The sequence below is a fragment of the Erwinia typographi genome, assembly GCF_000773975.1.
Taxonomy (GTDB): Bacteria; Pseudomonadota; Gammaproteobacteria; order Enterobacterales; family Enterobacteriaceae; genus Erwinia; species Erwinia typographi.
Window position 1 is genome coordinate 15,705 of the sequence record NZ_JRUQ01000111.1, and the last position, 23,655, is coordinate 39,359.

Here is a 23,655-nt window from a genome sequence, read left to right on the forward strand (position 1 = left end):
GGCCGCAGGAAAGTCGCTAACGTGGTGAACAATATCGACAATACTCAAGTAAACGCACCTTTAACTGAGAGGAAATCCATGCGGAATCGGACCGTTGGCGAGTATCTGTTGTGTCGATTAAAGGACGCCGGGATGGGGCATCTGTTCGGCGTGCCGGGCGATTACAATCTGCAATTTCTGGACGCGGTGATTAACAGCGCCGATATCGGTTGGGTTGGATGCGCGAATGAGTTAAATGCCGCCTATGCCGCAGATGGCTACGCGCGCTGTCGCGGGGCGGCGGCGCTGCTGACCACCTTCGGGGTTGGCGAGCTAAGCGCGCTGAACGGCGTCGCCGGAAGCTTTGCGGAGTATCTGCCGGTGGTCCACATTGTCGGGGCGCCTTCGCGGGCTGCCGAACGGGATGGTTTGCTGCTTCACCACACGCTGGGCGACGGCGACTATCAGCACTTCCTGCGGATGTCGCAGGAGGTCACCGTTGCTCAGGCCGTGCTGACGCCAGAAAACGCCGCCGGGGAAATCGATCGTTTGCTGCTCACCGCCTTGCGTGAGCATCGTCCGGTCTATCTCTACCTCCCCACCGATGTTGCCGTGGCGGAAATTTCGCCGCCGGACGACCCGTTGCCGCTGGCGACACCCTGCGACCCGGCGGTAAAAGTAGCCTTTGCCAACGCGGCTGAACAGCTGCTGGCGTCGGCGAAAAGCGTGGCGCTGCTGGCCGACTTCCTCGCCGACAGGGCAGGGCAGCAGCCGCTCCTGCGGCAGATACTGACCGACACGCCGATGACCTTTGCCACGCTGTTAATGGGCAAAGGCGTGCTGCCGGAGCAACTGGCGGGCTTTGCGGGCACCTATGCCGGAGCCGCAAGCGCGGGCAAAACGCGGCAGCTGATTGAGCAAAACGATCTGCTGATCGCCGTTGGCGTTCTTTACACGGATACGATTACCGCCGGGTTCACTCAGCAGACAGACCCGCAGAAAACGATTGATATTGGTCTGTTCAGCAGCCGGATTGGAGAGCAAACCTTTGCTCAACTGCCGATGGCCGCCGCCCTCAGCGCGCTACAGCCTCTGCTGGAACGCTATGCGCCGCAATGGTCAGCGCCGCTGGCTTCACCGCCGCCGCTTAATGAAACGCCTTCCGATACCCTGACGCAGAATACCTTCTGGCAGGCGATGCAGGATTTTCTCCAGCCGGGGGATATCGTGCTGGCGGATCAGGGAACGGCGGCGTTTGGCGCGGCGGCCCTGAGATTACCGGAGGGCGTCACCTTTATCACTCAGCCCTTATGGGGCTCAATTGGCTATACGCTACCGGCGGCCTATGGCGCGCAGATAGCCTGCCCGGATCGACGCGTAGTGCTGCTGAGCGGCGACGGTTCTGCTCAGCTGACCATTCAGGAGCTGGGGTCGATACTGCGTGACGACATGAAACCCGTCATCTTCATTCTGAATAATGGCGGCTATACGGTGGAAAGGGCGATCCACGGAGAGCATCAGCGCTACAATGATATAGCCGCCTGGAACTGGACGCAGCTGCCTCAGGCATTCAGCCTCAACTGTCCGGCGCAGAGCTGGCGGGTGATGCAGACGGTGCAACTGGCTGAAGTTATGCAGGTTATCAGGCAAAGCCGCCGACTGTCGCTGGTGGAGGTGGTGCTGCCGCCGCTGGATGTGCCGCCGCTGCTTCAGGCAGTGACGGCGGCGCTGAACAAGCGTAATTCCGCATAATGTTACAGAATTCAGATTGATGCCCGTGGGCAAGGACGCGACGGGCAGGTAAGGTAGGCGTTTAGCGTGCGCCTTTTGACTGGTGGGCGTTGTTGTTTGAGTGGGGGAATTTTATAGTGTGTTTAAATGACGTAAGCGGAGCAAAACAATAATGACTAAGTATGCTTTGGTAGGTGATGTTGGCGGCACCAATGCCCGCCTGGCGCTGTGTGATGTCGAAAACGGCGCTCTTTCACAGGCCAAAACTTTCTCCACGGCAGACTACGATAGCCTTGAAGCCGTGATCCGCTTCTATCTGGATGAGCAGCAGCAGGAGATCGTTGACGGCTGTATCGCTATTGCCTGTCCGATTACCGACGACTGGGTTGAGATGACCAACCATGACTGGGCCTTCTCCACCAGCAAAATGAAAGCCAACCTCGGCTTTGAGCATCTGGAAATCATCAACGATTTCACTGCGGTTTCCATGGCGATCCCGATGCTGTCCGACGATGACGTTATGCAGTTCGGCGGCGATAAAGCGGTGAAGGACAAACCCGTGGCGGTTTACGGCGCGGGAACCGGGCTGGGCGTGGCCCATCTGGTGCATGTCGATAAGCGCTGGGTAAGCCTGCCGGGCGAGGGCGGCCACGTTGATTTCGCGGCCAACAGCGAAGAGGAGGATCTGATCCTCGAAGTCCTGCGGGCCGAACTGGGCCACGTCTCGGCAGAGCGGGTGCTGTCCGGCGCGGGACTGGTGAACCTCTATCGGGCGATTGTTAAATCAGATGACCGGGTGCCGGAAAATCTGAAGCCGAAAGACGTGTCGCAGCGGGCGCTGGAAGACAGCTGCACCGACTGCCGCCGCGCGCTGGCGATGTTCTGCGTGATCCTGGGGCGCTTTGGCGGCAACCTCGCGCTGAATCTTGGCACCTTCGGCGGCGTGTATATCGCGGGCGGCATCGTGCCTCGCTTCCTTGAGTTCTTCAAATCCTCCGGCTTTCGTGCCGCTTTTGAAGACAAAGGCCGCTTTAAGGATTACGTGCAGAATATCCCTGTGTTCCTGATTACCCACGATCAGCCGGGCCTGCTGGGTGCCGGTGCGCACCTGCGCCAGACGCTGGGCAGCGTGCTGTAACTCCTTATCAGGGCCGCTTTCCCGGCCCTGAATTTCCCTGTCCTGCTACAGCCGCATCAGCTGGCGAAACTCTTTCACCTTGCTGCGGCTGACCGGCACCTGAAATTCCAGATCCCTTAGCTTCAGCATATAGGTGTTATTAAACCAGGGTTCGATCTCGCGGATTTTACTGAGGTTCACGCAGTAAGAGCGATGGCAGCGGAAAAAAACCTCTTCCGGCAGTCGGCTGCAAAATTCGGTGATATTCATCGACATCACATACTCTTCCCGCCGCGTGTAGACAAAGGTCATTTTTTCATGGGCTTCGACATAGTAGATATCGTTGATATCGGTAACGATAATCCGCTCGTCTTTGACCAGGTTGATGGTGTGCACCGGGCTGCGCAGGGCTTCGGGACTGCTGTGCTGCCCGGCCTGGTGCAGCGTGTTCTCCAGCTTGCGCAGCATAGTAATAATACGCATCTCGTGATACGGCTTGAGAATGTAGTCGAACGCTTCCAGTTCAAAGGCGTCAACCGCATGTTCTTTATAAGCGGTGATAAAAACGATCAGCGGCTTCTGCGCGAATTTGCTGATGTTTTGCGCCAGCAGCACGCCGTCCAGCGAGGGAATATTGATATCCAGAAAGATCACGTCCACCTGGTGGTTTTGCAAATACTTCAGTACGTCCAGGCCATCATCAAAAGTGGCTTCCAGCGTCAGCTGACTGTGCTGGCGGATTAGCCAGCTTAGCTCCTGCTGCGCCAGAAATTCGTCTTCAACTATTATCGCTTTCACATCTTTATCCCGCAGTTAGCAGGGCGTTATGCCCGCAGAGAGACGCTTTCGCTGGTAGGGAGCGCGGTGCCGTTCTTGCTGATATAGAAGGCGATTTCCGTGCCCGGACTCCGCCGGTGAATGTGCAGGCCCTCGCCGTAAAGCAGCTTTACGCGGTGGTGAACGTTGAGCAGCCCGATTTTATTGCCCGGCATCTCATTCTTTTCCACCCGCGCCATCACCTCTTCACTGATGCCGTTGCCGGTATCGCGCACCGAAATCCTCACCCTGTCGCCCTGATCTTTCAGGCTGATCGTCACCACGCCTTTTCCGCGGCAGGGATGAATACCGTGCACGATCGCGTTCTCGACCAGCGGCTGGATCAGCAGGCTGGGGAGCGAACAGTTCACCTCCTCATCGATGTCATAGATCACCGTCAGCTTGTCGCCAAAGCGAGCCTGTTCAATGGCAATATAATCTTTGATTTGGTACAGCTCTTTCTTGATATCAATGATCTCATCGTCATTCAGCTCAAGGTTATAGCGCAGATAGCGCGACAGGTTGGTAATAAGCATTCGGGCGGTATCCGGATTAATACGGATGGAGGCCGAAATGGCGTTCAGCGCGTTAAACAGAAAATGGGGATTAATTTTACTCTGTAGCGCCCGCAGTTCGGCTTTGTTCGCCATCTCACGCAGCTGTTCGGCGCGGGAAACCTCCAGCTGGGTTGAGATAATTTGCGACAGCCCAACCGCCATTTCCTTCAGCGACCAGGTGATGCGGTGCGCGTGGCGGTAATAAATTTTCAGCGTGCCGGTCACTTCGCCTTTTTCCCAAAGCGGGATGACGATCATCGAGTGAATTTCCGGCGTGCGGTGCGCCTCATCGTTATTTTTAATGATTATCTCGCCGTTGGCGATGGATCTGGCGGTCGTCGGGCTGATCTCATCGTCGCCGTTATGGTAGTTGGCTTCGCCAACGCCGACATAGGCGAGGATCTGGTTTTTATTGGTAATGGCGACCGCATCGGCACTGATATCATCGCGGATGATGTCGCAAACCTGGCGCAGGGACTGACTGTTAACCTGCCTGAACAGCGGCAGCGTTTTGTTGGCGATTTCCAGCGCCAGCTTGGCCTGCCTGGCGGCAATCGCCTCCTTTTCCCCCTCCACGCTCTGGACCAGCAGCACAATCAGGCCGATGCTCACCGCGCCAAGGATCATCGGGACGGCAATCTCAGAGACGATTTCCAACCCCAGGTTGGTAGGCTTCGCCCAGAAGACGATCAGGATCATGGTCAGGGATTCGCACAGCATCCCGCCAATAATCCCCACGCTCCAGCGCTTCTCTTTCAGCACTTTGAGGTTGATATAGCCGGAGATCACGCCAGCGATAATGCTGGTGATCAGGCAGGGAACGGAGGTGACGCCGTGGATATCAATCAGAAAACGATGCAGACCGGCAACCACGCCGGTAATAATGCCCACCCAGGGGCCAAAAAGAATGCCGCCGGACATGATAGCAATAGTGCGCACGTTAACCAGCGAGCCGTCAACGTTGATGCCGCTCCAGGTGCCAAACAGGGCAAACAGCGAAAAGATCGCGGTGACCGCCATCAGCTCCTGGCGCGAGTGCTGATCCTTTTGCAGTAGCTGGCGGAAATGGCGCGTGCGGGTCATAAAAAACAGGCAGATCAGCATCAGCGCAGCGCGATCCAACACGGCAAGCAGCATATCGAACATCGAGTGCACGGGCGCCTCGGCGGAAGAAAGAGGGGAAAGGACTATGATAGGGAATGCGGGCGGGATGTGCCAGGTATCGGAGCAATGATTTGCCCCAATACCCGTTCAGATCAATATTAAGCGATTATTGCATCTGGCCTTTACCCAGCGGCGTCAGCATGGCTTCCGTCGCCCGTCCTGAAAAATCGACCTCAAAGTCATCGGCCGCAAAGTCCGGCGGCGATCGACCGTCGACAAATGCCGGCCACTGGCGTTTCAGGTAGGCGGCATTCTTCTCGCACCAGGGCGCGGCTGAAATGTACATTACGTTGCTGTCGACCTCGCCCAGATGTTCATTTTCCACCGAATGGATCACGTCGCAGTGCCAGAACACGGTATCGCCGGGTTCCATATCTGGAATTGGGGAAATCCTACTCAGCAAAAGGGGATGCCATTTTTCGCTGACAGAGAGCGCCCGACCCGGTGCCGCGCCGCAGAGATCGTCATCCGGCACGTCATCCTGCAGGGCGCGCAATAAAATCCACGCCATCACGTTGGCGATCGGGAGCAAATTGAGCGTGCCGCCGTGTTTTCGCTGGGGGGTAAGCGCCGTCCAACCCTGGAACGTGCGGAACATTGAACAAACTGCCGGAGAGGCAAATTCGCGGACCTCCGTGCGCATTTCGCCATCGAATGGGTTATATTGCTGCCAGTTACCGCTGAAAACGTGACGGTATACGTGGCGGAAATTCTCATCCAGCCAGCGCTCAATCGAGCCGCCGTCAATATGCGGCGAAAGGCCAAGCGAGCCGGAGTGCGGAGGGCGGCGGCGGGTGCGGTCGGCATAGCTGACGATGCGGGTGGGATCGAAATGCTGTTTCCCCTGGCTTTCGGCCTGCCAAAGGGAATTCAGAAACACCTGAACCGCATTCATACGCTGATGCTGGCGGGCCTCAACCTGCGGCCTTGACCAGTAAATGCCGTAAATCTGCGGCTTTCCCTGCTTAAGATCGCCGAAATAGTTATCTTCTGCGGCATTTTTCAGGCGGTCGACAAAGCCGTTGTCATCAAGATAGCGGCCAATTTCCTCGTTCCACCCCTCAGCGGTTTGCCGGGGAAATACGCCGTGGATCACTCAGCAGCCGCGCCGCAGGATTTGGGCTTTTTGCTCTGCGGTAACCCTCTGCTGGAGAATGTCTTCAGCATGGAGCTGGGGAACCGGGTTTTCGCCGCGCTGCTGTAGCTGGTTCAGCTCGTTGATCTGCTCGCGGATGTTTTCATCGACCTGCTCAAACACTTCACGATAGTTGGGCAGCGCCTGACGCAGCTGATGCTTAATGGTGGCGATGGCCTGTGGGATATTGTCAATAGTGAGGGAAGACATAGGGATTCTCCTGTAAAAATCTCGTTATGTTTATGTAGGGCTTGTGTGAATTACAGGCGATAAAAGCGGAAATTAAAAGAGGCGAAGTTTTCATAAAGCTTCCCCTTTTGTGAGGAGACTATGCACCTGATTACCGAACGGCTACAGCTGATGAAGCTCCAGCCCGAAGACTGGCCGCTTTTTCATCGGGTCCATACCGATAAAACCAGCATGGAATTTATCAGCGCCGTGCCGCAGCTGGCCGATATCCGCCAGCGCTTCAGCGATCGGCTGATGCCCTGGCAGGTCACCAGCTTCCACATGCTCTGTCTGACGGTCAGGCTGAAAAGCAGCGGCGAAGCGGTTGGCCTGATTGGCGTCAACGCTGAATGGGTGCCGTATCGCCAGGCGGAAGTGGGCTATTCTTTTCTCAGCAACCACTATGGCTGCGGCTACGGCAGCGAGGCGCTGGGCGCGCTGGTCACTTACCTGTTCGGGCACTGTGAATTCCACAAGCTCAAGGCGCAGGTGGTGGAGGGCAACTGGGCGTCGCGGCGCGTGCTGGAGAAAAATGGCTTCAGGCTCGAGGGAACCCTGCGGGATAATTATCTGCTGCGCGGGCAATGGGTGAACGATTGGGTGTTCGGACGACTGAAAAACGACGTTTAAAAATATTTTATTCCGCCCTCTCGACAGGGCTGCTGACTCTACGCTATGTTCGTTGTTCGACCAGTTTCTGGTCAGCGTCGCTCGGACGGTCCGGGCGCTAACGTAAATCAGAGGATCCTATGGCTGACAGCAGCTCCGCTCGTCGTTTTTCCCGTATTGAACGTCTTCCCCCTTATGTGTTTAACATCACCGCCGAACTCAAAATGGCGGCGCGCCGTCGTGGCGAAGACATTATCGATTTCAGCATGGGTAACCCGGACGGGCCGACCCCGCCGCATATCGTGGAAAAACTTTGTTCCGTAGCCCAGCGTGACGACACGCATGGCTACTCCACCTCGCGCGGTATCCCGCGTCTTCGCCGGGCTATTTCCCGCTGGTATGCTGACCGCTACCAGGTGGAGATCGACCCGGAGTCGGAAGCTATTGTCACCATCGGCTCGAAAGAGGGGCTGGCTCACCTGATGCTGGCTACGCTCGACCATGGCGATACCGTGCTGGTTCCTAATCCAAGCTATCCGATTCATATCTACGGCGCGGTGATTGCCGGCGCCCAGGTTCGTTCGGTTCCGCTGGTGGCCGGCGTGGATTTCTTTAACGAGCTGGAGCGGGCGATCCGCGAGAGCTACCCCAAACCGAAAATGATGATCCTCGGCTTCCCGTCAAACCCGACGGCGCAGTGCGTGGAGCTGGACTTTTTCGAGCGCGTGATCGCGCTGGCGAAGCAGTATAACGTGCTGGTCATTCACGATCTGGCCTATGCCGATATCGTCTACGATGGCTGGAAAGCCCCTTCGATTATGGAAGTCCCCGGCGCGCGGGACGTGGCGGTAGAGTTCTTTACGCTGTCGAAAAGCTACAATATGGCGGGCTGGCGTATTGGCTTTATGGTCGGCAACAAAGAGCTGGTGGCCGCGCTGGCCAGGATCAAAAGCTACCATGACTACGGCACCTTCACTCCGCTGCAAGTGGCGGCGATTGCGGCGCTGGAGGGCGATCAGCAGTGCGTGAAGGAGATTGCTGAGCAGTACAAGCGGCGGCGTGACGTGCTGGTCAAAGGGCTGCATGAGGCGGGCTGGATGGTCGATGTTCCCAAAGCGTCAATGTACGTCTGGGCGAAAATTCCCGACCACTACGCGCAGATGGGATCGCTGGAATTTGCCAAGCATATGTTGCAGGAGGCCAAAGTTTGCGTCTCGCCAGGGATCGGTTTTGGTGACTACGGCGACAGCCATGTGCGCTTTGCGCTGATTGAAAACAGCGATCGGATCCGTCAGGCGGTCAGAGGGATTAAATCAATGTTCCGTGCCGACGGGATTTTACCGGGTTCAGTAAAAGTTAACGAAGAAGAAGTGTGAAGACCGGGGCAGGCTGACCGGGCCTGCCCCGCTGAATAAGCCCTGGTGGGGTTCAGGTCATCAGATAGAACGTGCCAATCCATAGCAACAGGATAAAAGCGATTCCCATAAAAGCGTATTTCACCGAACAACTCCTCTGAGCGCCTGGGATGGGACGATCCCGGGCCTGCGTAACGCGAACAGATGCAATACCACAGGGCGCAAAGCTCTGCCGTATCAGGTAGCCATGAGAAGCTCATAGCAGGATCGTACGCTAATTTACGCGCTCTGTTTGGCAAAATAAAGCCGATCGCGTTAACTGAAGCCTTATTACGGCGTTTCTATCTCCGGCACCACGGACATCCCAACCCGCAAACGAGCCAAATCGGCCTGCTCTGGCTCAAACACAATTTTTACCGGCAGACGCTGAACAACCTTGGTGTAGTTCCCCGTGGCATTGTCGGCGGCAATGGCCGCGAACGTTGAGCCGGTGGCTGGCGCGATGCTGTCCACATGTGCGCGAAGCGTCACGCCCGGCAGGGCATCCACCGCTACGGACACGCCCTGGCCCGGCTTAACGTCACCCAGCTGCGTCTCAAGGAAATTCGCCACGACATAGGTTTGCTGGAGCGGCACCACCGCCAGCAGCCGTGTACCGGCGGCAACCCACGCCCCCTGACGAGCCGAGCGCTGCCCAACGGAACCAGCAATCGGCGCGGTAATCAGGGTGTAGGAAAGGTTCAGGCGCGCCTGGTCGACGCTGGCGGTAGAGGCGGCAATGTCAGCGCTGGCCTGCTTAACGCTGGCCTGCAAAATGCCCACTTCTTTACGCGCGGACAATGCGGCGGCCTGGCTCTGGCGAAGCTGGGCTGCCGCTTCACGCAGGGTGGCATAGGTTTTCTGCTGCTCATCGGCAGTGGTCGTACCGGTTTTCAGCAGGCGGCGATAGCGCTCGGCATTTTGCCCGGCGTAGTTGAGCGTGGCTTCGCTGGCGCTGACGGCGGCGTCGGTCTGCGCAATCGCGGCCTGCTGCTGTTCGAGCTGGGCCTCAACGCTGGTCAGCTTCGCCTGGCTGACCTGCAGGTTCGCTTCGGCCGTTTCCAGCGCGACGCGATAATCGCGATCGTCAATGGTCGCCAGCACGTCTCCCGCCTTTACCTGCTGGTTGTCAGCAACGTTGACCGTGCGAATGTAACCCGACACTTTTGGCGCAACGGAGGTGTAATCCGCCGTGACTACCGCATCGTCCGTGCGCGCCTGGTGGCGATTCATGGCTGACCAGACAAAGAAGGCCATCCCCAGCAGGATCAGTAACAGTACCACTAACGTTAAGGTTCTTTTTGCAGGTGTGAAGCTCATATTATTATCTCGTTGCTTTAGCGACTTGTTGAAGAAGAGTTTGCGGCGGCCAGACGCGCTCAGGCAGCCAGAGGGTGAGCAGAACCAGCAGCAGCGCGAAGCCGATAATCAGCAGATAGGCATCGCTGATGCTGAGGATCGTCGCCTGATGCTTCAGCAGGGTGGCGAAATGGCTCAGGTTTTCGACTGAGCTGGCGCTGCCGTCCGGCAGCAGCGGTTGCAGGCTGCTGGCGCTGGTAGAATTCTCTGCGGTGATCGACCACGGCCGGTTGCCCAAATTATCGACCAGCGTGTGCGAGTGAAACTTCTCCCGGTGGGTCAGGAAATTTTCCACCAGAGCGCTGGCCGCTACGCTGGAAAAACCACGAACGGTATTGAACATCGCCGAGGCGTAAGGCCCTTCAGGCGGCTGTACCACGCTGGTGGCGCTCATCAGCACCGGCAGGATCAGCATCGGCTGGCCGAAAGCCTGTAGCAGCTGAATCAGCCAGAAATTCTGCCGTGACCACTCGCTGGTCAGCTGCATTCCCATCAGGCAGGAGAGGCACAGCAAACCGACGCCGCAAATCAGCATCCAGCGGCAGTCAATCCAGCGCAGGTTGAGCAGGGTCGCCATCAGCGGCGCAATAATCAGCTGCGGCAGGCCGATAGCCAGCGCCAGCGGGGCAAACTGCACGGTGCGAAAGCCTTCAACCTGGCCGAAATAAGCCGAGGGGAGTGCCGATCCGGAAAGGCTGACCAGCAACACGCCGGCAAGCACCAGCAGTCCGTGCGCCAGATTTTTTCGCTCCAGCATCTGTAGCTTGAACAGCGGCAGCGGGTGGAACCACTCGTTAATGAAAAACACGATCAGCAGCGCCAGCGAAGCCAGCAGCATGGCGGCTATCAGCGGGGAGTTCAGCCAGTCCAGCCGTTCGCCCTGGGTCAGCGCCAGGATCAGCAGCGCAATGCCGCCGCAGCCGGTTAGCATACCGAGCAGGTCGATCTGCTTAAAACGTTCAAAACGCGTTGGGTCCTGCGGCAGTCCCCAGCTAATCAGCACGTTCGCCAGCAGGATTAAGGGCACCACCTGCCAGAACACGAACCGCCAGCCGACGGCATCAGTCCAGAATGCCGCCAGCGAAGCGGCAATATTCGGCCCAAAAGTTGCGGTGAGCGCATAGGCGGCCAGGCCATAAAGCTTGATGGTGGGCGGCAGAAAGCGCAGCGCCACGGTCATCAGCATCGGCGGCAGCGCCCCGCCAAAAATCCCCTGAATGACCCGCAGGGTGATAAACAGGTCCGGCGTTGGCGCGAAAGGTTGAAGCGCGCCCACCACGGCAAACCCGCTGGCTACGGTCAGGGTAAAGCGCCGCAGGGAAAAGGTCACCGCAAGCCAGGGCGAGATGATCATCGCCGCGACTTCCGCGGCCTGATAGGCCGAGGTTATCCAGCTCGCCTGGTCGTAGCTAAAACCTATGGCCGCACGTACATCCGCCAGCGCCAGGTCGGTTATGCGGTCGTTTAATCCAGAAGTCAGCGCGGCAATCAGCACGCCCACCAGTCCCAGCGCAAGGCGCAGGGTAAAAGGATGGGGAGCGGGTGATGCTGCGGGTTGCGCAGTCATAGCGGGGCTCCGTCAGGGAAAGTGAGGGATTGCGATTCACTGTATTGCATTGCGGTACGATATGAGTTGATATTACATGGTGAATCTCTGTATTGCAATGCGATACAGTCTGCCGGAAACGGTAAAATAGTGCTAAAGTAGCGGCATCCAGCAAGGAGCAAACGAGTATGTCTGATCTCTCTACACTGCGTGAAGAAGAGCGAACTGGTGGAATCCAGGTTATCTCGCGGGCGGCAAAGATATTAAATGCGCTGGGCGACAGGCCTGACGGCATGAGTCTGGGCGAGATCGCTCTGGCGGTAGATTTACCCCGTTCCACCGTGCAGCGGATTGTGGCGGCTCTGGACTCTGTTCAGCTGGTTCGCAGCCCAGGTCCTGGCGCCGGAGGCGTTCGGCTGGGGCCAGCGCTGCTGCGCCTGATTGCGACTATTCATACCGACGTGGTGGCGATTGCCCAGCCCTGGCTGCAGGCGCTGTCGGATGCCACCGGTGAGACGGTCTCGCTCGCTCGCGCGAGCGGAGTTCAGCTGGCTATCGTGCATTATGTGGTGGCCGACCGTGAATTGCGGGTGGTTCCCCGCATCGGGCTGAACCTGCCGCTGTACAGTACCTCCGGCGGCAAAGCGCTGCTGGCGCTGGACAGCGACGAAGCGGCGCGCGCGCTGGTTGGGGATGCTTACGAGGCGATCACCGACCTGACGGTAAAAGCGTTGCCGGAGCTGTTACAACGCCTGCAGCAGATTCGTCGCACCGGTTTATCCTACGACCGGGGCGAAACGCTGGAGGGGATTTCCACCATGGCGGTGGCGATCGATACCATTCTGGGCCGCTTTTCAATCAGCCTGTTGGTTCCCTCTACCCGTTTTCAGAAGCATGAGGCGCTCTACCGTGAAGAGATCCTGAAATGCAAAGAGGCGCTGGTAGACGAAATTGGCAAGGCGGCCCTTCGTAACTGACAGGAGAGGGAGATGAAAAAGCTTTTAGTCGCCGTGGATAATTCAGCGATTGCCCGTAAAGTCGTTGCGCTGGCAACGGAGCAGGCGCTGGCGCTGGATGCCGAAGTAGTGGTGCTTTGTTGTGTCGACGCCAGCTATGCCAACACCACCGGGACTTATGTCATCGAGGCAGGCGAAGATCCCGGCGATTTTGGCTGCGCGCTGGACGAACAGAACACCGCCGAGGGCGCGGTACGGCAGGCGCTGGCTGAGCTTCAGCGTGCCGGGTTGCGCGCCACGGGCCGCGTGGTGGCCGGTGAGTCCGCCGAAACTATCGTAGCTCAGGCCAATCAGCTGGCGGCCTCACTGATTATTATGGGGCGTCGCCATCTCTCTTCCTTTAACCGCTTGCTGAAAGGCTCGGTCAGCGCCGCGGTAATTGAGCGGGCCAGCTGCCCGGTTCTGGTTGACGTTCGGGTTGACTGATCTGCCAAAGCTCCGGCGAGGCAAAAGCCGATAAAGCGACATTCTGCGTGATAATGATTGACCTTTATCAGTCCGTTCTGGCACTTCCGGCTAATCATTTCATCCGGGTATTACGTATGATCCCGGTCAGTGACGCGAACTTAGCGCAAAAAAAAGCCCGCTCGCCGCGGGCATAACAGAATGTTATTCAAAGTCATTCATGGTGTTTACAGACATAAAACATGTCTGAGGGGATAATCGCATCCCTTTCCCGATAGCGCCAGACGGCTTCCTGAATTGAATCAATTGGTAAAACTATGCAACGGCACGGTAAAAAATGTGCAAATGCAGGCTTTTCCGATGGTGGAAGGAAGTCCGGCTGTTATCATGACGCACCGATGGAAGGAGCTAAAATGAACAAGATCGTGACTGGCGCTCTGGCGCTGGCTGTGGTGGTATTGGCCGGTTGCACCTCCAGTAAACCAGGGGCATTTGAAAAAGTTGATGAAGATCCTGCGGTAAATACCGTGCAGTATCGTTTTAATCCCGCCACGGTTAATAAAATAGCCATGAAAGAGGATGTGGAACGCTACTGTTCAGAACGCGGGTTTGATAAAGTGGAAGCTATTAAGCCGCAGGAAAGCAGGGTGCCGGGATTAATGAAGGCCTGGTATCAGTGTAACTACAGCATTAAAGGCTAAATGAAAAAGGGCGAGGAATTCCTCGCCCAATGCTTTTCTACTCTTTCTTTTTTTATATTGCCGTGTGCAGGCTTTGCCCGCGTGAGGGTAAGCACGCTCACCCTCTTATAATCTCGCTTACCAGCCCCGATGCGGGCCGTTGTAGCCCTGATGGTAGCCGCCGCCATGGTGATAACCACCCCGATGTCCATCATGAATGATACAGCCATTCAGCATCAGCATAACGCCCAGAATTGAAACTGCTTTAATCAGTGTTTTCATTGTGAATACTCCTTCACTTTTCAATGATCCTAATGTTACGGGATAAAAGTGGAGGAATAATGCCGCTTTTGTAGAGTTATTTAGGCAGATATTTCAAAACAATTCACCATAGAGTAATCTTATTTTGAATTAACTTATTATAAATAAGATAACGCCGAAAAAAAAAGCTTTTTATCCAGAATGCTCTCAAAATATTCTTTTTCGCCGCCGCCAGCCTGATACGAATCAATTTTACCGGAAGCCGCACCTGACGGTAATTATGCAGTAAACTTAGGCCAGCCATGCAAATTAAGGGGAAACTATGCGTTATAAGGTGGAAAACGTGCTGTCGGCTCAGGCCGAACTGGGAGAGTGTCCCGTCTGGTCAGTCGCCGAGCAGGTGCTCTATTTTGTCGATATCCTGGCGCCTGCGCTGCATCGTTTCGATCCGCAGAGCGGCGAGCATCAGGTTTTTCCGGTGGCTGAGCATATTGGCTGTTTTGGCCTGAATGCGCAGGGAGGATTTGTCGCCGCGCTGCGCAGCGGCGTTTGTATGCTGGACGCTCAGGGGCAGATCGCGCAGCGAGTCGCGGCTAATCCTGGCGATGCCGCACGCAGCCGCTTTAATGATGGCAGAGTTGACCGGTTTGGTCGCTTCTGGTGCGGCAGCCTGTGGGAGCCGCAGGATCGTAACGGCGGCAAGCTTTGTCGTCTGGATGAACACCTGACGCTGACGGTTCAGGCGGAAGAGATCAAAATTTCCAACGGGCTGGCGTTCTCGCCGGACAGCCGCTGGATGTACCATACGGATACGCCTAACGGCGTGCTGTATCGTTATCCGATGGATGAGCAGGGGGAGATCGGCCCAAGAGAAGTCCTGCAGCGGTTTGTGCAGGAAGAGGGGGGATTGCCGGACGGGGCGGCAGTAGATAGCGAGGGCTTTTACTGGGCGGCGATGTTTGATGGTTCAAGGGTGATCCGCCTGAATCCCGCTGATGGCCGTATTGTAGATGAGATCCCGCTGCCGGTGCGCTGGCCAACGATGGTGGCGTTTGGCGGCAACGATCTGAAAACCCTCTACATCACCAGCTCGCGCGAAGATCGTACGGCCGAAGAATTGGCCCGCTACCCCCAGTCGGGGGATGTTTTTGCGGTGAGAGTGGCGGTGGCGGGAATCGCAGAGCCGCTGTTTCAGGCGAAATAGCGGCTACGGACAGTGCCTTAACGGGGCGATGACCGGGCGCGGTGCCGCCCGGTCATCGATGGCTATGCATGTTGCAACGCTTTCTCATCCTCTTCCTGTCGGTGCGGCAGGCGGATGGTGGCTGACATAATCAGCGAGATAACCAGCAGCGCCATGATCAGGCTGAAGGTCACGGTGAAGCCGCCGAACAGTGAAGCAATTAGCGAGCCCAGCACGCTGCCGATGCCAAAGCCGAGGTAAATCAGTCCGTAATTCCTGGTCAGGTTATTCAGGCCAAAGAAGTCGCTGACCAGCGAAGGGTAGACGGTGATGGTGCCGCCAAAGCTGAAGGCTACGCAGGCGATGGAGAGAAAGAAGGTTGTTTCATTCATCTGGGTGAAGAGCAGAATCCCCATCCCTACCAGCGAAACCATCTGCGCGAGGGTGATTACCCGGATGCGCGCCATCTTGTCGGACATCACGCCAAGGATCAGACGGCCGCTGAGGTTTGCCACCGCGATAATGGTTACGGCGTTCGCCGCGGTCTGTGTTGACAGGTGAACCATACCTTCGCCAATGTCCTTGGCTACGCCGATCACGTACAGCCCGCTCATGCAGGCGGTCAGGAACATCAGCGCCAGCATCCAGTACTGCGGCAGGCGAATAGCTTCCGCCAGTGAGAAATCGCGGGCGCTGTTGCTGCCCTGAGCGCTGCTTTTCTGTTTCGGCGCGTCCTGCATAAACAGCGCGCCGATCATGATCATCACCATCGCCAGCGCGCCCCAGATCATGAAGGTGCTTTCCAGGCTGTAAACGCTCAGCAAAAAGCCGCAGATAAACTTAAAGCCCAGGCTGCCTAAGCCATATGCGCCGATGGCGCAGGCGGAGATCAACCCTTTGCGCTCCGGGAACCACTTCACACAGTTAGACAGCGTCATCAGGTAGCCTGCGCCATCCGCCAGACCGACCAGCACACCAGCGCTCAGATAAAGCATAAACAGGTTGTTGGCGTGGGCGGTCATATAAAACCCGACCGCCATCAGCAGTCCTGCGCCGATAGTGACATTGCGCACGCCAAACCGTTCCTGCAACTTACCGGCCAGCGAAGAGGCAATCGCCAGTCCCAGGCTGAGTAGGCCAAAGGAGAAGGCGACCTGGCTGACCGGCGCCTCCAGCTTGTGCGACAGCTGGCCGTTAAACAGGCTCCAGGTATAAACGGAACCCAGCGCAAACTGGGTGATGATGGTGCCGAACAGGGTTAACCAGCGGGTACGGTTAACGCTTGTGCTGACGGGGTGTGTGCTCATGAGAAGCTCCCGGGGGAAAGTGTAAGAAATTGAGCACATGATAAGTCGGGGCTTTCAGCGACGGGGGGATTAGGGCATGAACTGCCCCCAGGACGGAATGAAATGCCTGTCAGCCGGTATGAATGGCGCGACGTAAGGCAGTGAAGTGCATTCGCGGGCCGCCTTTTCAGCGGGCGACCCGATTTTCAGGGACTAGTCCGCCGTGGCAATGCGCATATTACGCATATCGTTTCCGGTCGGCGTCTGGTGTACGCGCAGGCCAAATTCCGGCAGCACGGCGAAGATATGGTCAAAGATATCGGACTGAATCTTCTCATACTCAAGCCATACCGTGGTATTGGTAAACGCGTAGATCTCAACAGGTAAACCGTCCGAGCCTGGCGCCAGCTGGCGCACCATCAGCGTCATGCCTTTATGCGTGCGGGGATGCGCCCTCAGCCAGGCTTCCAGCCAGGCGCGGAAAGTGCCGATGTTGGTCATACGGCGGCCGTTCAGCGGCGTGGTGAGGTCGCAGCTCAGCTGAGCATTGTAGCTCGCCACTTCTTCTCCTTTACCTTCAAGGTAAGGTGTCAACAGCTGCCCACGCTTCAATTCCTCAATCTCTGTGTCAGACAGGAAATGAATGCTGGTGGTATCAATATTAATGCTGCGTTTAATCCGACGTCCGCCTGATTCAGACATGGCCTGCCAGTTTTTAAAGGAGTCTGAAATCAGCGCATAGGTCGGGATGGTGGTGATGGTGTTATCCCAGTTGCGAACTTTTACGGTGGTCAGGCCGATATCGACCACGGCACCGTCAGCATTGTATTTCGGCATCTCCAGCCAGTCGCCGATCTTCAACATGCTGTTGGCCGAAAGCTGAATACCGGCGACGAGGCCGAGGATCGGGTCTTTAAACACCAGCATCAGCACCGCGGTCATTGCACCCAGACCAGTCAGCAGCACCAGCGGAGATTTACCGATCAGCAGTGAAATAGCCATCAGCGCAATCAGCAGCGCGGCGATCAGCTTAAGGCTCTGGAAAATACCGCGCAGAGGCAGCTGGCTGGCCAGCGCGCTGTTCTCCGACAGGTCGAGAAACACGTCCAGCAGCGAGAAGAACATCAGCAGGCTGAAAATCATCATCCACAGCTGGCTGGCGACCATCAGTACCGGATAAATCGGCTCGTTTCCGACGAGAAACAGCGCAAGCTGTATTTCCAGCAAAACGCCCTGCAATAAGAGTATAAAGCGGCTGAACAGCTTTTTATCGATGATGGATTTGGGCCAGCGGTGCGAGGATTTTTCCGCATAGCGATGCAAAAAAGGCAGTAGCGCACGGTGGAGCAGACTGTGCACCACCAGCGAAATAATCAGGATAATGCCAAGTATGGCCAGTAGCGCAATCAGCGGTGCGTAGGGCAGGTTAAAGGCGTTGAGCCAGCCAAGGATATAATGTTGCATGTTTTTCTTCCCTCTAAGTCAAGCTTTCCAGAATGCCGTTCAGCGCGCGGGCCTGAGTAAATCGTGGAACGGGCGGCGGTCGTAAGCAGGCTAACCCGCTACGGAAGCTGCGAAGGGTAACGTCTGTATCCAATGAAGACAACTCAGACATTGCCTGGATTTTGGCAAGATTTGCCCGTATCGGGCTTTACGTTTCGACGTTTTTTTGCCCGCTGGCGCAATCGTCAAAGAACTTTATAGCTGACCATCACGCCATGGCGGTACTCGCACTGGCTTTCAGTGTCCTGAGTTTTCCTCAGCAAAGGGATAAACAATTTCTTTCAGAATGGCGAAGCGCTGCGCGGGGGTAAGATAAATCAGGCCGAACAGTTTTTTCGGCTGGTGCTCCTGCTGATAGCTCAATTTTAGCTGTCTGAGCCAGACAAGGGTATCTTTCATCACGGTCTCCTTTTGGGGTACGGAGACAGCCTGAACCCTTAAACCCGGTACAAATAGTGTCAGCTTAAGATAATTTGTTCCGGGTTTCTTTTTACTGTTGAATATAGCTGCGAATCGCGTCGGCGATGGCCTTATTGGCATGGCGATCGTCGCGATGTTCGGCGTCATCAGCCACTTTTTGCAGGTATTTATTCAGCTTGCCGCCGGTAGGCACGTTGCCATAGGCAATCAGCATCTGCACGATATGCCTGAGGGCAAGCACTTCCACCGTGAGACGTTCAACAATCGGGTCTTTTTCTGACATTGGCAACTCCAGCTTGATTCGAGAAGAACTTCCCGCCAGCTTAGCGACAGGCGCAAAAATCAATCAGTGGAATACGCTAACATAACGATGGCTAATCATTGCGTAGTCAAAAAAGCTGCCGTGAACTCCGCGTCAGGAGAGGTGCAAAACGGCGCCCGGCATCTTTAGCAGCGTGAACAGCTCGGCTGCGCTACTGTTGGAAAGATCTTTATGAAAGGAGGGATTACTGTAGTTCATTGTGCGAATTCTCTTGAACTGACGCCAGACCAGAATGGCTGAGACCGCCAGCGAACAGGTTTCATCACTCTGCTGACAGAGCAGGGTGTAATGCCACTCTTCATCCAGATCGTTAGAGAAGAACTGCATCGATTCGGGCGCGATCAGCGCTTTGATATCGGGCAGCAGAACATCGCTGACGCGGTGGGACATTCGCAGAGTAAATGTGGCGGGCATCAGGGCTTCTCCTTGTTCTGAATCCCCTCATGTTAGCTTTAATGCGTTCTTAACGTGACAATTTTTTTAATTTGCCGGCACAACCGCAGAGGTTCTTATGTGCAAAATCAATAATTGAGCAGGTAGAGCCAGCGTGGCGTAAATAATTTTATTAAAATAATTAATTTCCCTGAAATTAATTAAAGTCGAAAATGTAGAATAAGCTGGCGTGAATCGCATTAAATTGATTGATTTAGTCTGCGGGTTTATATATTGTCCCTGCGCTGAGTGATTAATATTGCGGGGTTATTAAATCGTATAATGCCCACCTTATCATTCAATGCACTTTTTTATCTGAGGATTCTTTGACTTGTATAGGGAGATAAATATGGCTTTATTTTGTCAGGGTAATATTAAACGGCCTTTTCTAAAGGCATTGGCATTGAAGTTAATTATGGTAGGCACGCTCTGTTGCTCTTTGTCCGGCTGTATTGCGGCCTATTACCGCTAAGGGATGATATGCGATATTTATCCGTTATTTTTATGGTTTGTTTACTCTGCTCCTGTGCCACGCTTTATTATCGGTGATCTGATGAGAAAAATTTTGCTAGTGATTATCAGCCTGCCTCTGACGGGCTGTCTTTCCGTCTACGGGCCAACTAAAACCGGCAACCAACCGGCTGAGGCTTCCAGCGTCAGTGGTGGCGCGCAGACCGTGCCGGGACAAGGAGACGCTACGCTAATTGGCAACCGAAAACCTGAGGAGATCCATTCCGCTATCGGACTCTTTTTCCAGAAAAAAGGGTTGAAAACGGAGATTAACAATCCAGCCGTGGGGATGGTGGCCGCCGTTGGCAGCGACGAAACGTTAGCCAGCCTTTATCTCGACTGTTCGACGATCGAGCAGACGCAAAATGTCACCGAGCGCTACAGAATTGTCGCCCAGTCCTGGAGCGCGGGCGAGGGGACGCATATTGCCGTACAGGTTAGCGGCGTTGCCGGATTAATCACCCCGGATGGCAATGATAAAATCAAACCGGCTGAATGTTCTTCCTCCGGTCTGTTTGAAAAAGATTTGCTGGAAGCGTTGAGAAAATAAATGTCTACTCAGGCTATCTGTCATCCGGCATGATAGCCCTGACGGACAGTCTGTAATGTTCAGCGGGAAAATTTTCTTAACTTCGGGTCACTGATGCAATGAATACAAAAAGTCTGGGATTGCTTCTTTTCATTCTTTTCTCCTCTAGCGCCGGGGCGGCGATGCAGTGTGGCCCCTTCAATATAGCGCCACACCCGGACGGTGATATTTACGTCAACGGCGTCAGGGCCAGGACGCAGAAAGTCACCTTTACGGATAAAAAAGGAGATTATAACAACGTGAAGATCCATCTGCTGGTGAAGAATACCAAAGCGCCGGGAATGCTGAGCATCGATCAGCTTAATCATCAGGGCAAGGCCAGCCTGAAGGTGGAAGTGGTCAGAACCAGCGCGAGCCAGATCCGATTAACGGGATCTTACGACTGTGAGAACGTGGGCTAGCTGGCTAAAAAGGTCTGGCGGTTGGCGAAGATGGGTAGAGGTGCGGATTTGTTCGTCTTTGTTTGACTTCGCCATAATTAGGGTTATGATCTGGTCATAACATTGGCAGGAAGCCCTATGGAAAAAGATGATGGCTTAGACTATTTGCTTTCACTACACGGAACAACAGGCCACCAATTAAAGTGGCGGGCTGTTTTGGTTAAATCAAGTCCATTTCTTCGGGTATTTCTTCTTCCTCTTCTTCCTCTTCTTCCTCTTCTTCCACAATCGACACCAATATCAACGCTTATGTTCGGTGCTGGTGGCCGTTTATTCAGGGGGGGAAGACTGCCTCCGCTTTGCTGGTGCAAGGTTGGGTAGAGCGGATGATTTTATTGCTGTCTCATCGCGAGGGTGGAAAACCTTGTTGTGATGTTTAATTCTATCTGGTTTGGCTATAGACTGACAAACAGGAGATGAGAGGAAAGGAATCTTTATGACTACTTACACAGAGATAGCAAAGCGTATAGCCAAAATTATCATTTCACCTGATACCGCCATAGGTCTTACTCATGGCGTTTTATCGGTTCCACAAGATTTAGGTTATCTTGCTTATGGGTATTTTGATACCGATTCTCGGTTTAACAGAGAAACAGAACGTATTAGATTAATTAATGCTATCCGATTTGGAATTCTTCAAAATGAAAACTTTGTCAGGACGATAGAAACCGTATTGGAAAATTTCAATCAATATGTGCCTGAAAATAATCGTGATGGCCTTTATGCTAAAACAGGCGCATCGGTAGTGGGTAGAGCTATTACAAATTCATTAATTTCAAAGAAGATAGCAACATCAATTGCTCAACGTAGTTCGCTTATGATAGCCTTGAGAGGTGGCGTTGTTGGTAATATTTTATTAGCCGGAGGCATGGCGGAACGTAGTATATACAGGTCTCAGAGACTTCAAATGACTGATCCAGACATTTACTATGAACTACGAAAAAAAGACTATGACTTTCTTTATTTTCTTGTGGAGCCAGCTTTGCAGCCTTTTATTGAGGCTTTAAGAGTTAGACGAACGCAAGGCAATACAGCATTTAATCAGATAATTGAACTTGTTGAAAAAGAGGTCAGGTATGGCAGATGATAAAAGATTGCCATTAGGAAAACGTATTTTTTATGGTTTTCTTGAAAATACAGTTTCACTACTTGGTGGTACATTGGTGTTTGTTTGTCTATATTGGTTTTTCCATTTTGAGACATGGCATGAAAGATTTATCTATATCGCCATAAGTATTTTATTTGTATATGTTCTGGTTAAAATGCTACCAGACAGGCCAGAGTAATATTTATATCGGACGATATTCATATAAGGATTATACAATGTCTTTGCCAGCATATTTATTTTTATACGATGAAAATGGAGTTCAGATTAAGGGAGGCTGTATGGCTTTAGGTCGTGAAGGAGCTATTGAGATAATGAATACCCAGCATGGGATATCTTTATCTGTAGATTCTCATACAGGTTCACTTACTGGTAGTCGTATGCACGAACCGGTTATTATAAATAAAGAAGTAGATAAATCATCTCCTTACCTCTTTGATTTTGTCAGTACGGGTAAACGGTTGAAAACCGGGATTATCCGATTTTATGCAATCAATGAGGCTGGAGTAGAAAATGAAATGTATAATCTAACGCTGGATAGCGTTGTTGTAAGCTCTGTTGTTTTTAACCATTCCTATATTCCAGGCACAACAACGCCAAATATGATGGAGGTCGTTAAGCTACGATACACAGGTATAGCGTGGAATTACTTGATTGGGAATATTTCAACCAATGATTTTTGGGGTAAGGAATTACAAAAACAAGAAGAAAAAAATAGCTGAAATAAAGACCCCTGCCCGTAATTTTTACCGATTACGGGCAGGGTAGCAAGTGGATGCTCTACTCTCTCAGATCATCATCAAAATGCCATGTGGCATCCTTAAGGTTTCCGGGGATCTCCTGCGCTTTACCTTTCGCATCGGTGGCCTGTGTCTGGATCTCGATATTGTCAATCCGCACGTCTGTACACGCTGCGAAACCTTCCGGGATGAATTGCTGATAGCATTGCTGGTCATGGACGTAATCGGATTGCTGGCCTCTGCCTGTAGCTGCGTCTGACCGCCATAGGTCATATCCTGCGCTGGTGGCGCTGGCGTAACGGGTTGTGCTTCGCTATCAGCCTTTGCCACTTCGTCCTTACCCATACCGAACCAGCTTTTCACCTTCTGCCAGGCTTCGCTAATTTTCCCAAAGCCTTTCAGGGCAATACGCACACCTTATCAATCAGCTTTTCCTGGCTGTTCCAGAGTTCGGTTATTTCTTTGCCCGCGCTGATGAAGAAGCTAAAGACGGTATCGCCAGCGCCATCCCACAGCAGGGAATCCTGCAGCCCTTTAATTTCGCCTTTCAGGTTATCAAGGAATTGCAGCGGATCGGTAAACAGCATCACAAACGCATCCCATTGAGCTAACACTTCTTCTTTCGACGCCTGGAGAAATTTATTCAGTTCGGGGAATTTCTGCGCCAGTCGCCCGGTTATCGCGTTTAGCTCTGGCATCGGCCAGCGACACAGCAGGCCACACCCCAAAGGCCAATCTGTCTTCCTTTCTTTCAGAGGGACGGCGGTACTTCATGCGCCAGTATTTGGACCCTGGCGGGGTAATCTCCAGATACAACCCCCCATGCCATCAGCGAGTTTATAGGCTTTGTCTTTGGGCTTTGCGGTCTCTACCTGTCGTGCTGTCAGTTTCATATCAGGGGGCATTTTTAAAATCGAACCGAAGTGCCCAGGTTATGCCCCTTTATGTGTGCGGATTGCAATGGACCTCAAAACATTTACAGTGACTGCGAAGCCGCTATATCAAAGAGATTTAAAGGATTTTGTGGACTTTGCTGGAAGTGAAAATAGTTGCCGATGGTGTCCCCTGCAGGAATCGAACCTGCAACTAGCCCTTAGGAGGGGCTCGTTATATCCATTTAACTAAGGA

General features: G+C 54.1%; 26 protein-coding genes and 2 pseudogenes. 14 read left to right on the forward strand and 14 right to left on the reverse strand.

Going from position 1 to position 23,655, the window contains the following annotated elements; translation table 11 throughout:
- Positions 1-78 precede the first annotated feature (78 nt).
- On the forward strand, positions 79-1,731 hold the full coding sequence (locus NG99_RS26770) for an alpha-keto acid decarboxylase family protein (protein WP_034899806.1): 1,653 nt from the start codon (positions 79-81) through the stop codon (positions 1,729-1,731).
- A 151-nt stretch (positions 1,732-1,882) separates the two neighbouring features.
- Positions 1,883-2,848: a glucokinase gene (glk, locus tag NG99_RS26775; protein ID WP_034899808.1), complete on the forward strand. Its 966-nt coding sequence runs from the start codon at positions 1,883-1,885 to the stop codon at positions 2,846-2,848.
- Positions 2,849-2,893: 45 nt separating this feature from the next.
- Here glk and NG99_RS26780 read toward each other — a convergent pair whose 3' ends face one another.
- The 3 genes and pseudogenes from NG99_RS26780 to NG99_RS26790 form a co-directional block, all read right to left on the reverse strand.
- Positions 2,894-3,625: a LytR/AlgR family response regulator transcription factor gene (locus NG99_RS26780; protein ID WP_034899809.1), complete on the reverse strand. Its 732-nt coding sequence runs from the start codon at positions 3,623-3,625 to the stop codon at positions 2,894-2,896.
- A 26-nt stretch (positions 3,626-3,651) separates the two neighbouring features.
- Complete coding sequence (locus tag NG99_RS26785) at positions 3,652-5,337, reverse strand: sensor histidine kinase (protein ID WP_034899850.1); 1,686 nt, start codon at positions 5,335-5,337, stop codon at positions 3,652-3,654.
- A 133-nt stretch (positions 5,338-5,470) separates the two neighbouring features.
- A pseudogene (locus NG99_RS26790) lies at positions 5,471-6,709 on the reverse strand (DUF1479 domain-containing protein).
- Between the two features lie 120 nt (positions 6,710-6,829).
- Here NG99_RS26790 and NG99_RS26795 point away from each other — a divergent pair.
- Positions 6,830-7,357, forward strand: a complete 528-nt coding sequence (locus NG99_RS26795) for a GNAT family N-acetyltransferase (RefSeq protein ID WP_034899811.1) — start codon at positions 6,830-6,832, stop codon at positions 7,355-7,357.
- 119 nt (positions 7,358-7,476) lie between these two features.
- Complete coding sequence (gene alaC, locus NG99_RS26800; protein ID WP_034899813.1) at positions 7,477-8,712, forward strand: alanine transaminase; 1,236 nt, start codon at positions 7,477-7,479, stop codon at positions 8,710-8,712.
- Between the two features lie 52 nt (positions 8,713-8,764).
- Here the strand turns inward: alaC and ypdK are convergent, their stop codons facing one another.
- The 3 genes from ypdK to NG99_RS26810 form a co-directional block, all read right to left on the reverse strand.
- Complete coding sequence (gene ypdK / locus NG99_RS30455; protein WP_157032729.1) at positions 8,765-8,836, reverse strand: membrane protein YpdK; 72 nt, start codon at positions 8,834-8,836, stop codon at positions 8,765-8,767.
- 185 nt (positions 8,837-9,021) lie between these two features.
- Entirely contained in the window at positions 9,022-10,050 is a 1,029-nt protein-coding gene (locus NG99_RS26805) for an HlyD family secretion protein (protein WP_034899816.1), read from the reverse strand.
- Positions 10,051-10,054: 4 nt separating this feature from the next.
- Positions 10,055-11,656, reverse strand: coding sequence for an MFS transporter (locus tag NG99_RS26810; RefSeq protein ID WP_034899818.1), 1,602 nt, complete (start codon positions 11,654-11,656; stop codon positions 10,055-10,057).
- Positions 11,657-11,823: 167 nt separating this feature from the next.
- On the opposite strand from NG99_RS26810, the gene NG99_RS26815 reads away from it, so the two are divergent.
- From NG99_RS26815 to NG99_RS26825, 3 genes are all read left to right on the forward strand, one after another.
- Entirely contained in the window at positions 11,824-12,612 is a 789-nt protein-coding gene (locus NG99_RS26815; protein WP_034899820.1) for an IclR family transcriptional regulator, read from the forward strand.
- Between the two features lie 12 nt (positions 12,613-12,624).
- Positions 12,625-13,077 (forward strand): universal stress protein, encoded by a 453-nt coding sequence (locus tag NG99_RS26820; RefSeq protein WP_034899821.1) that lies wholly within the window; start codon positions 12,625-12,627, stop codon positions 13,075-13,077.
- 392 nt (positions 13,078-13,469) lie between these two features.
- On the forward strand, positions 13,470-13,757 hold the full coding sequence (locus NG99_RS26825; protein WP_034899824.1) for a hypothetical protein: 288 nt from the start codon (positions 13,470-13,472) through the stop codon (positions 13,755-13,757).
- Positions 13,758-13,874: 117 nt separating this feature from the next.
- Here the strand turns inward: NG99_RS26825 and NG99_RS29770 are convergent, their stop codons facing one another.
- Positions 13,875-14,018: a hypothetical protein gene (locus NG99_RS29770; protein WP_198138833.1), complete on the reverse strand. Its 144-nt coding sequence runs from the start codon at positions 14,016-14,018 to the stop codon at positions 13,875-13,877.
- Between the two features lie 301 nt (positions 14,019-14,319).
- On the opposite strand from NG99_RS29770, the gene NG99_RS26830 reads away from it, so the two are divergent.
- Positions 14,320-15,201: an SMP-30/gluconolactonase/LRE family protein gene (locus tag NG99_RS26830; protein WP_034899827.1), complete on the forward strand. Its 882-nt coding sequence runs from the start codon at positions 14,320-14,322 to the stop codon at positions 15,199-15,201.
- 62 nt (positions 15,202-15,263) lie between these two features.
- Here the strand turns inward: NG99_RS26830 and NG99_RS26835 are convergent, their stop codons facing one another.
- From NG99_RS26835 to NG99_RS26850, 5 genes are all read right to left on the reverse strand, one after another.
- The gene (locus NG99_RS26835) at positions 15,264-16,487 is read right to left on the reverse strand and encodes an L-lactate MFS transporter (RefSeq protein ID WP_034899829.1); all 1,224 of its coding nucleotides are present in this window, start codon (positions 16,485-16,487) and stop codon (positions 15,264-15,266) included.
- A 192-nt stretch (positions 16,488-16,679) separates the two neighbouring features.
- Entirely contained in the window at positions 16,680-17,930 is a 1,251-nt protein-coding gene (locus tag NG99_RS26840; RefSeq protein ID WP_034899832.1) for a mechanosensitive ion channel family protein, read from the reverse strand.
- A 276-nt stretch (positions 17,931-18,206) separates the two neighbouring features.
- The gene (locus tag NG99_RS29775) at positions 18,207-18,368 is read right to left on the reverse strand and encodes a hypothetical protein (protein ID WP_198138834.1); all 162 of its coding nucleotides are present in this window, start codon (positions 18,366-18,368) and stop codon (positions 18,207-18,209) included.
- A 91-nt stretch (positions 18,369-18,459) separates the two neighbouring features.
- Positions 18,460-18,672 carry a hypothetical protein gene (locus NG99_RS26845; RefSeq protein WP_034899835.1) on the reverse strand — a complete coding sequence of 71 codons (213 nt, stop codon included), beginning with the start codon at positions 18,670-18,672 and terminating at the stop codon, positions 18,460-18,462.
- Between the two features lie 132 nt (positions 18,673-18,804).
- Complete coding sequence (locus tag NG99_RS26850; protein WP_034899837.1) at positions 18,805-19,125, reverse strand: hypothetical protein; 321 nt, start codon at positions 19,123-19,125, stop codon at positions 18,805-18,807.
- A gap of 571 nt (positions 19,126-19,696) precedes the next feature.
- Between NG99_RS26850 and NG99_RS26855 the strand changes: the two genes are divergently transcribed.
- The 6 genes from NG99_RS26855 to NG99_RS29565 all read left to right on the forward strand — a co-directional run bounded on the left by NG99_RS26855 (position 19,697) and on the right by NG99_RS29565 (position 22,786).
- On the forward strand, positions 19,697-20,203 hold the full coding sequence (locus tag NG99_RS26855) for a hypothetical protein (protein WP_034899851.1): 507 nt from the start codon (positions 19,697-19,699) through the stop codon (positions 20,201-20,203).
- A 98-nt stretch (positions 20,204-20,301) separates the two neighbouring features.
- Positions 20,302-20,643, forward strand: coding sequence for a hypothetical protein (locus NG99_RS26860; protein WP_034899840.1), 342 nt, complete (start codon positions 20,302-20,304; stop codon positions 20,641-20,643).
- A gap of 475 nt (positions 20,644-21,118) precedes the next feature.
- Positions 21,119-21,769, forward strand: coding sequence for a hypothetical protein (locus tag NG99_RS26865; RefSeq protein ID WP_034899842.1), 651 nt, complete (start codon positions 21,119-21,121; stop codon positions 21,767-21,769).
- Positions 21,759-21,968, forward strand: a complete 210-nt coding sequence (locus NG99_RS28700; protein WP_072017689.1) for a hypothetical protein — start codon at positions 21,759-21,761, stop codon at positions 21,966-21,968. Before NG99_RS26865 ends, NG99_RS28700 begins: the two co-directional genes overlap by 11 nt.
- A 37-nt stretch (positions 21,969-22,005) precedes the next feature.
- The gene (locus tag NG99_RS26870) at positions 22,006-22,509 is read left to right on the forward strand and encodes an Hcp family type VI secretion system effector (RefSeq protein WP_034899844.1); all 504 of its coding nucleotides are present in this window, start codon (positions 22,006-22,008) and stop codon (positions 22,507-22,509) included.
- A gap of 49 nt (positions 22,510-22,558) precedes the next feature.
- Positions 22,559-22,786, forward strand: a complete 228-nt coding sequence (locus tag NG99_RS29565) for a hypothetical protein (protein WP_157032727.1) — start codon at positions 22,559-22,561, stop codon at positions 22,784-22,786.
- A 139-nt stretch (positions 22,787-22,925) separates the two neighbouring features.
- Here the strand turns inward: NG99_RS29565 and NG99_RS28705 are convergent, their stop codons facing one another.
- The gene (locus tag NG99_RS28705) at positions 22,926-23,225 is read right to left on the reverse strand and encodes a hypothetical protein (protein WP_198138835.1); all 300 of its coding nucleotides are present in this window, start codon (positions 23,223-23,225) and stop codon (positions 22,926-22,928) included.
- A pseudogene (locus NG99_RS28710) lies at positions 23,206-23,420 on the reverse strand (Arm DNA-binding domain-containing protein); the annotation flags it as partial. The pseudogene NG99_RS28710 and the gene NG99_RS28705, both read right to left, overlap by 20 nt.
- Positions 23,421-23,655: the final 235 nt, after the last annotated feature.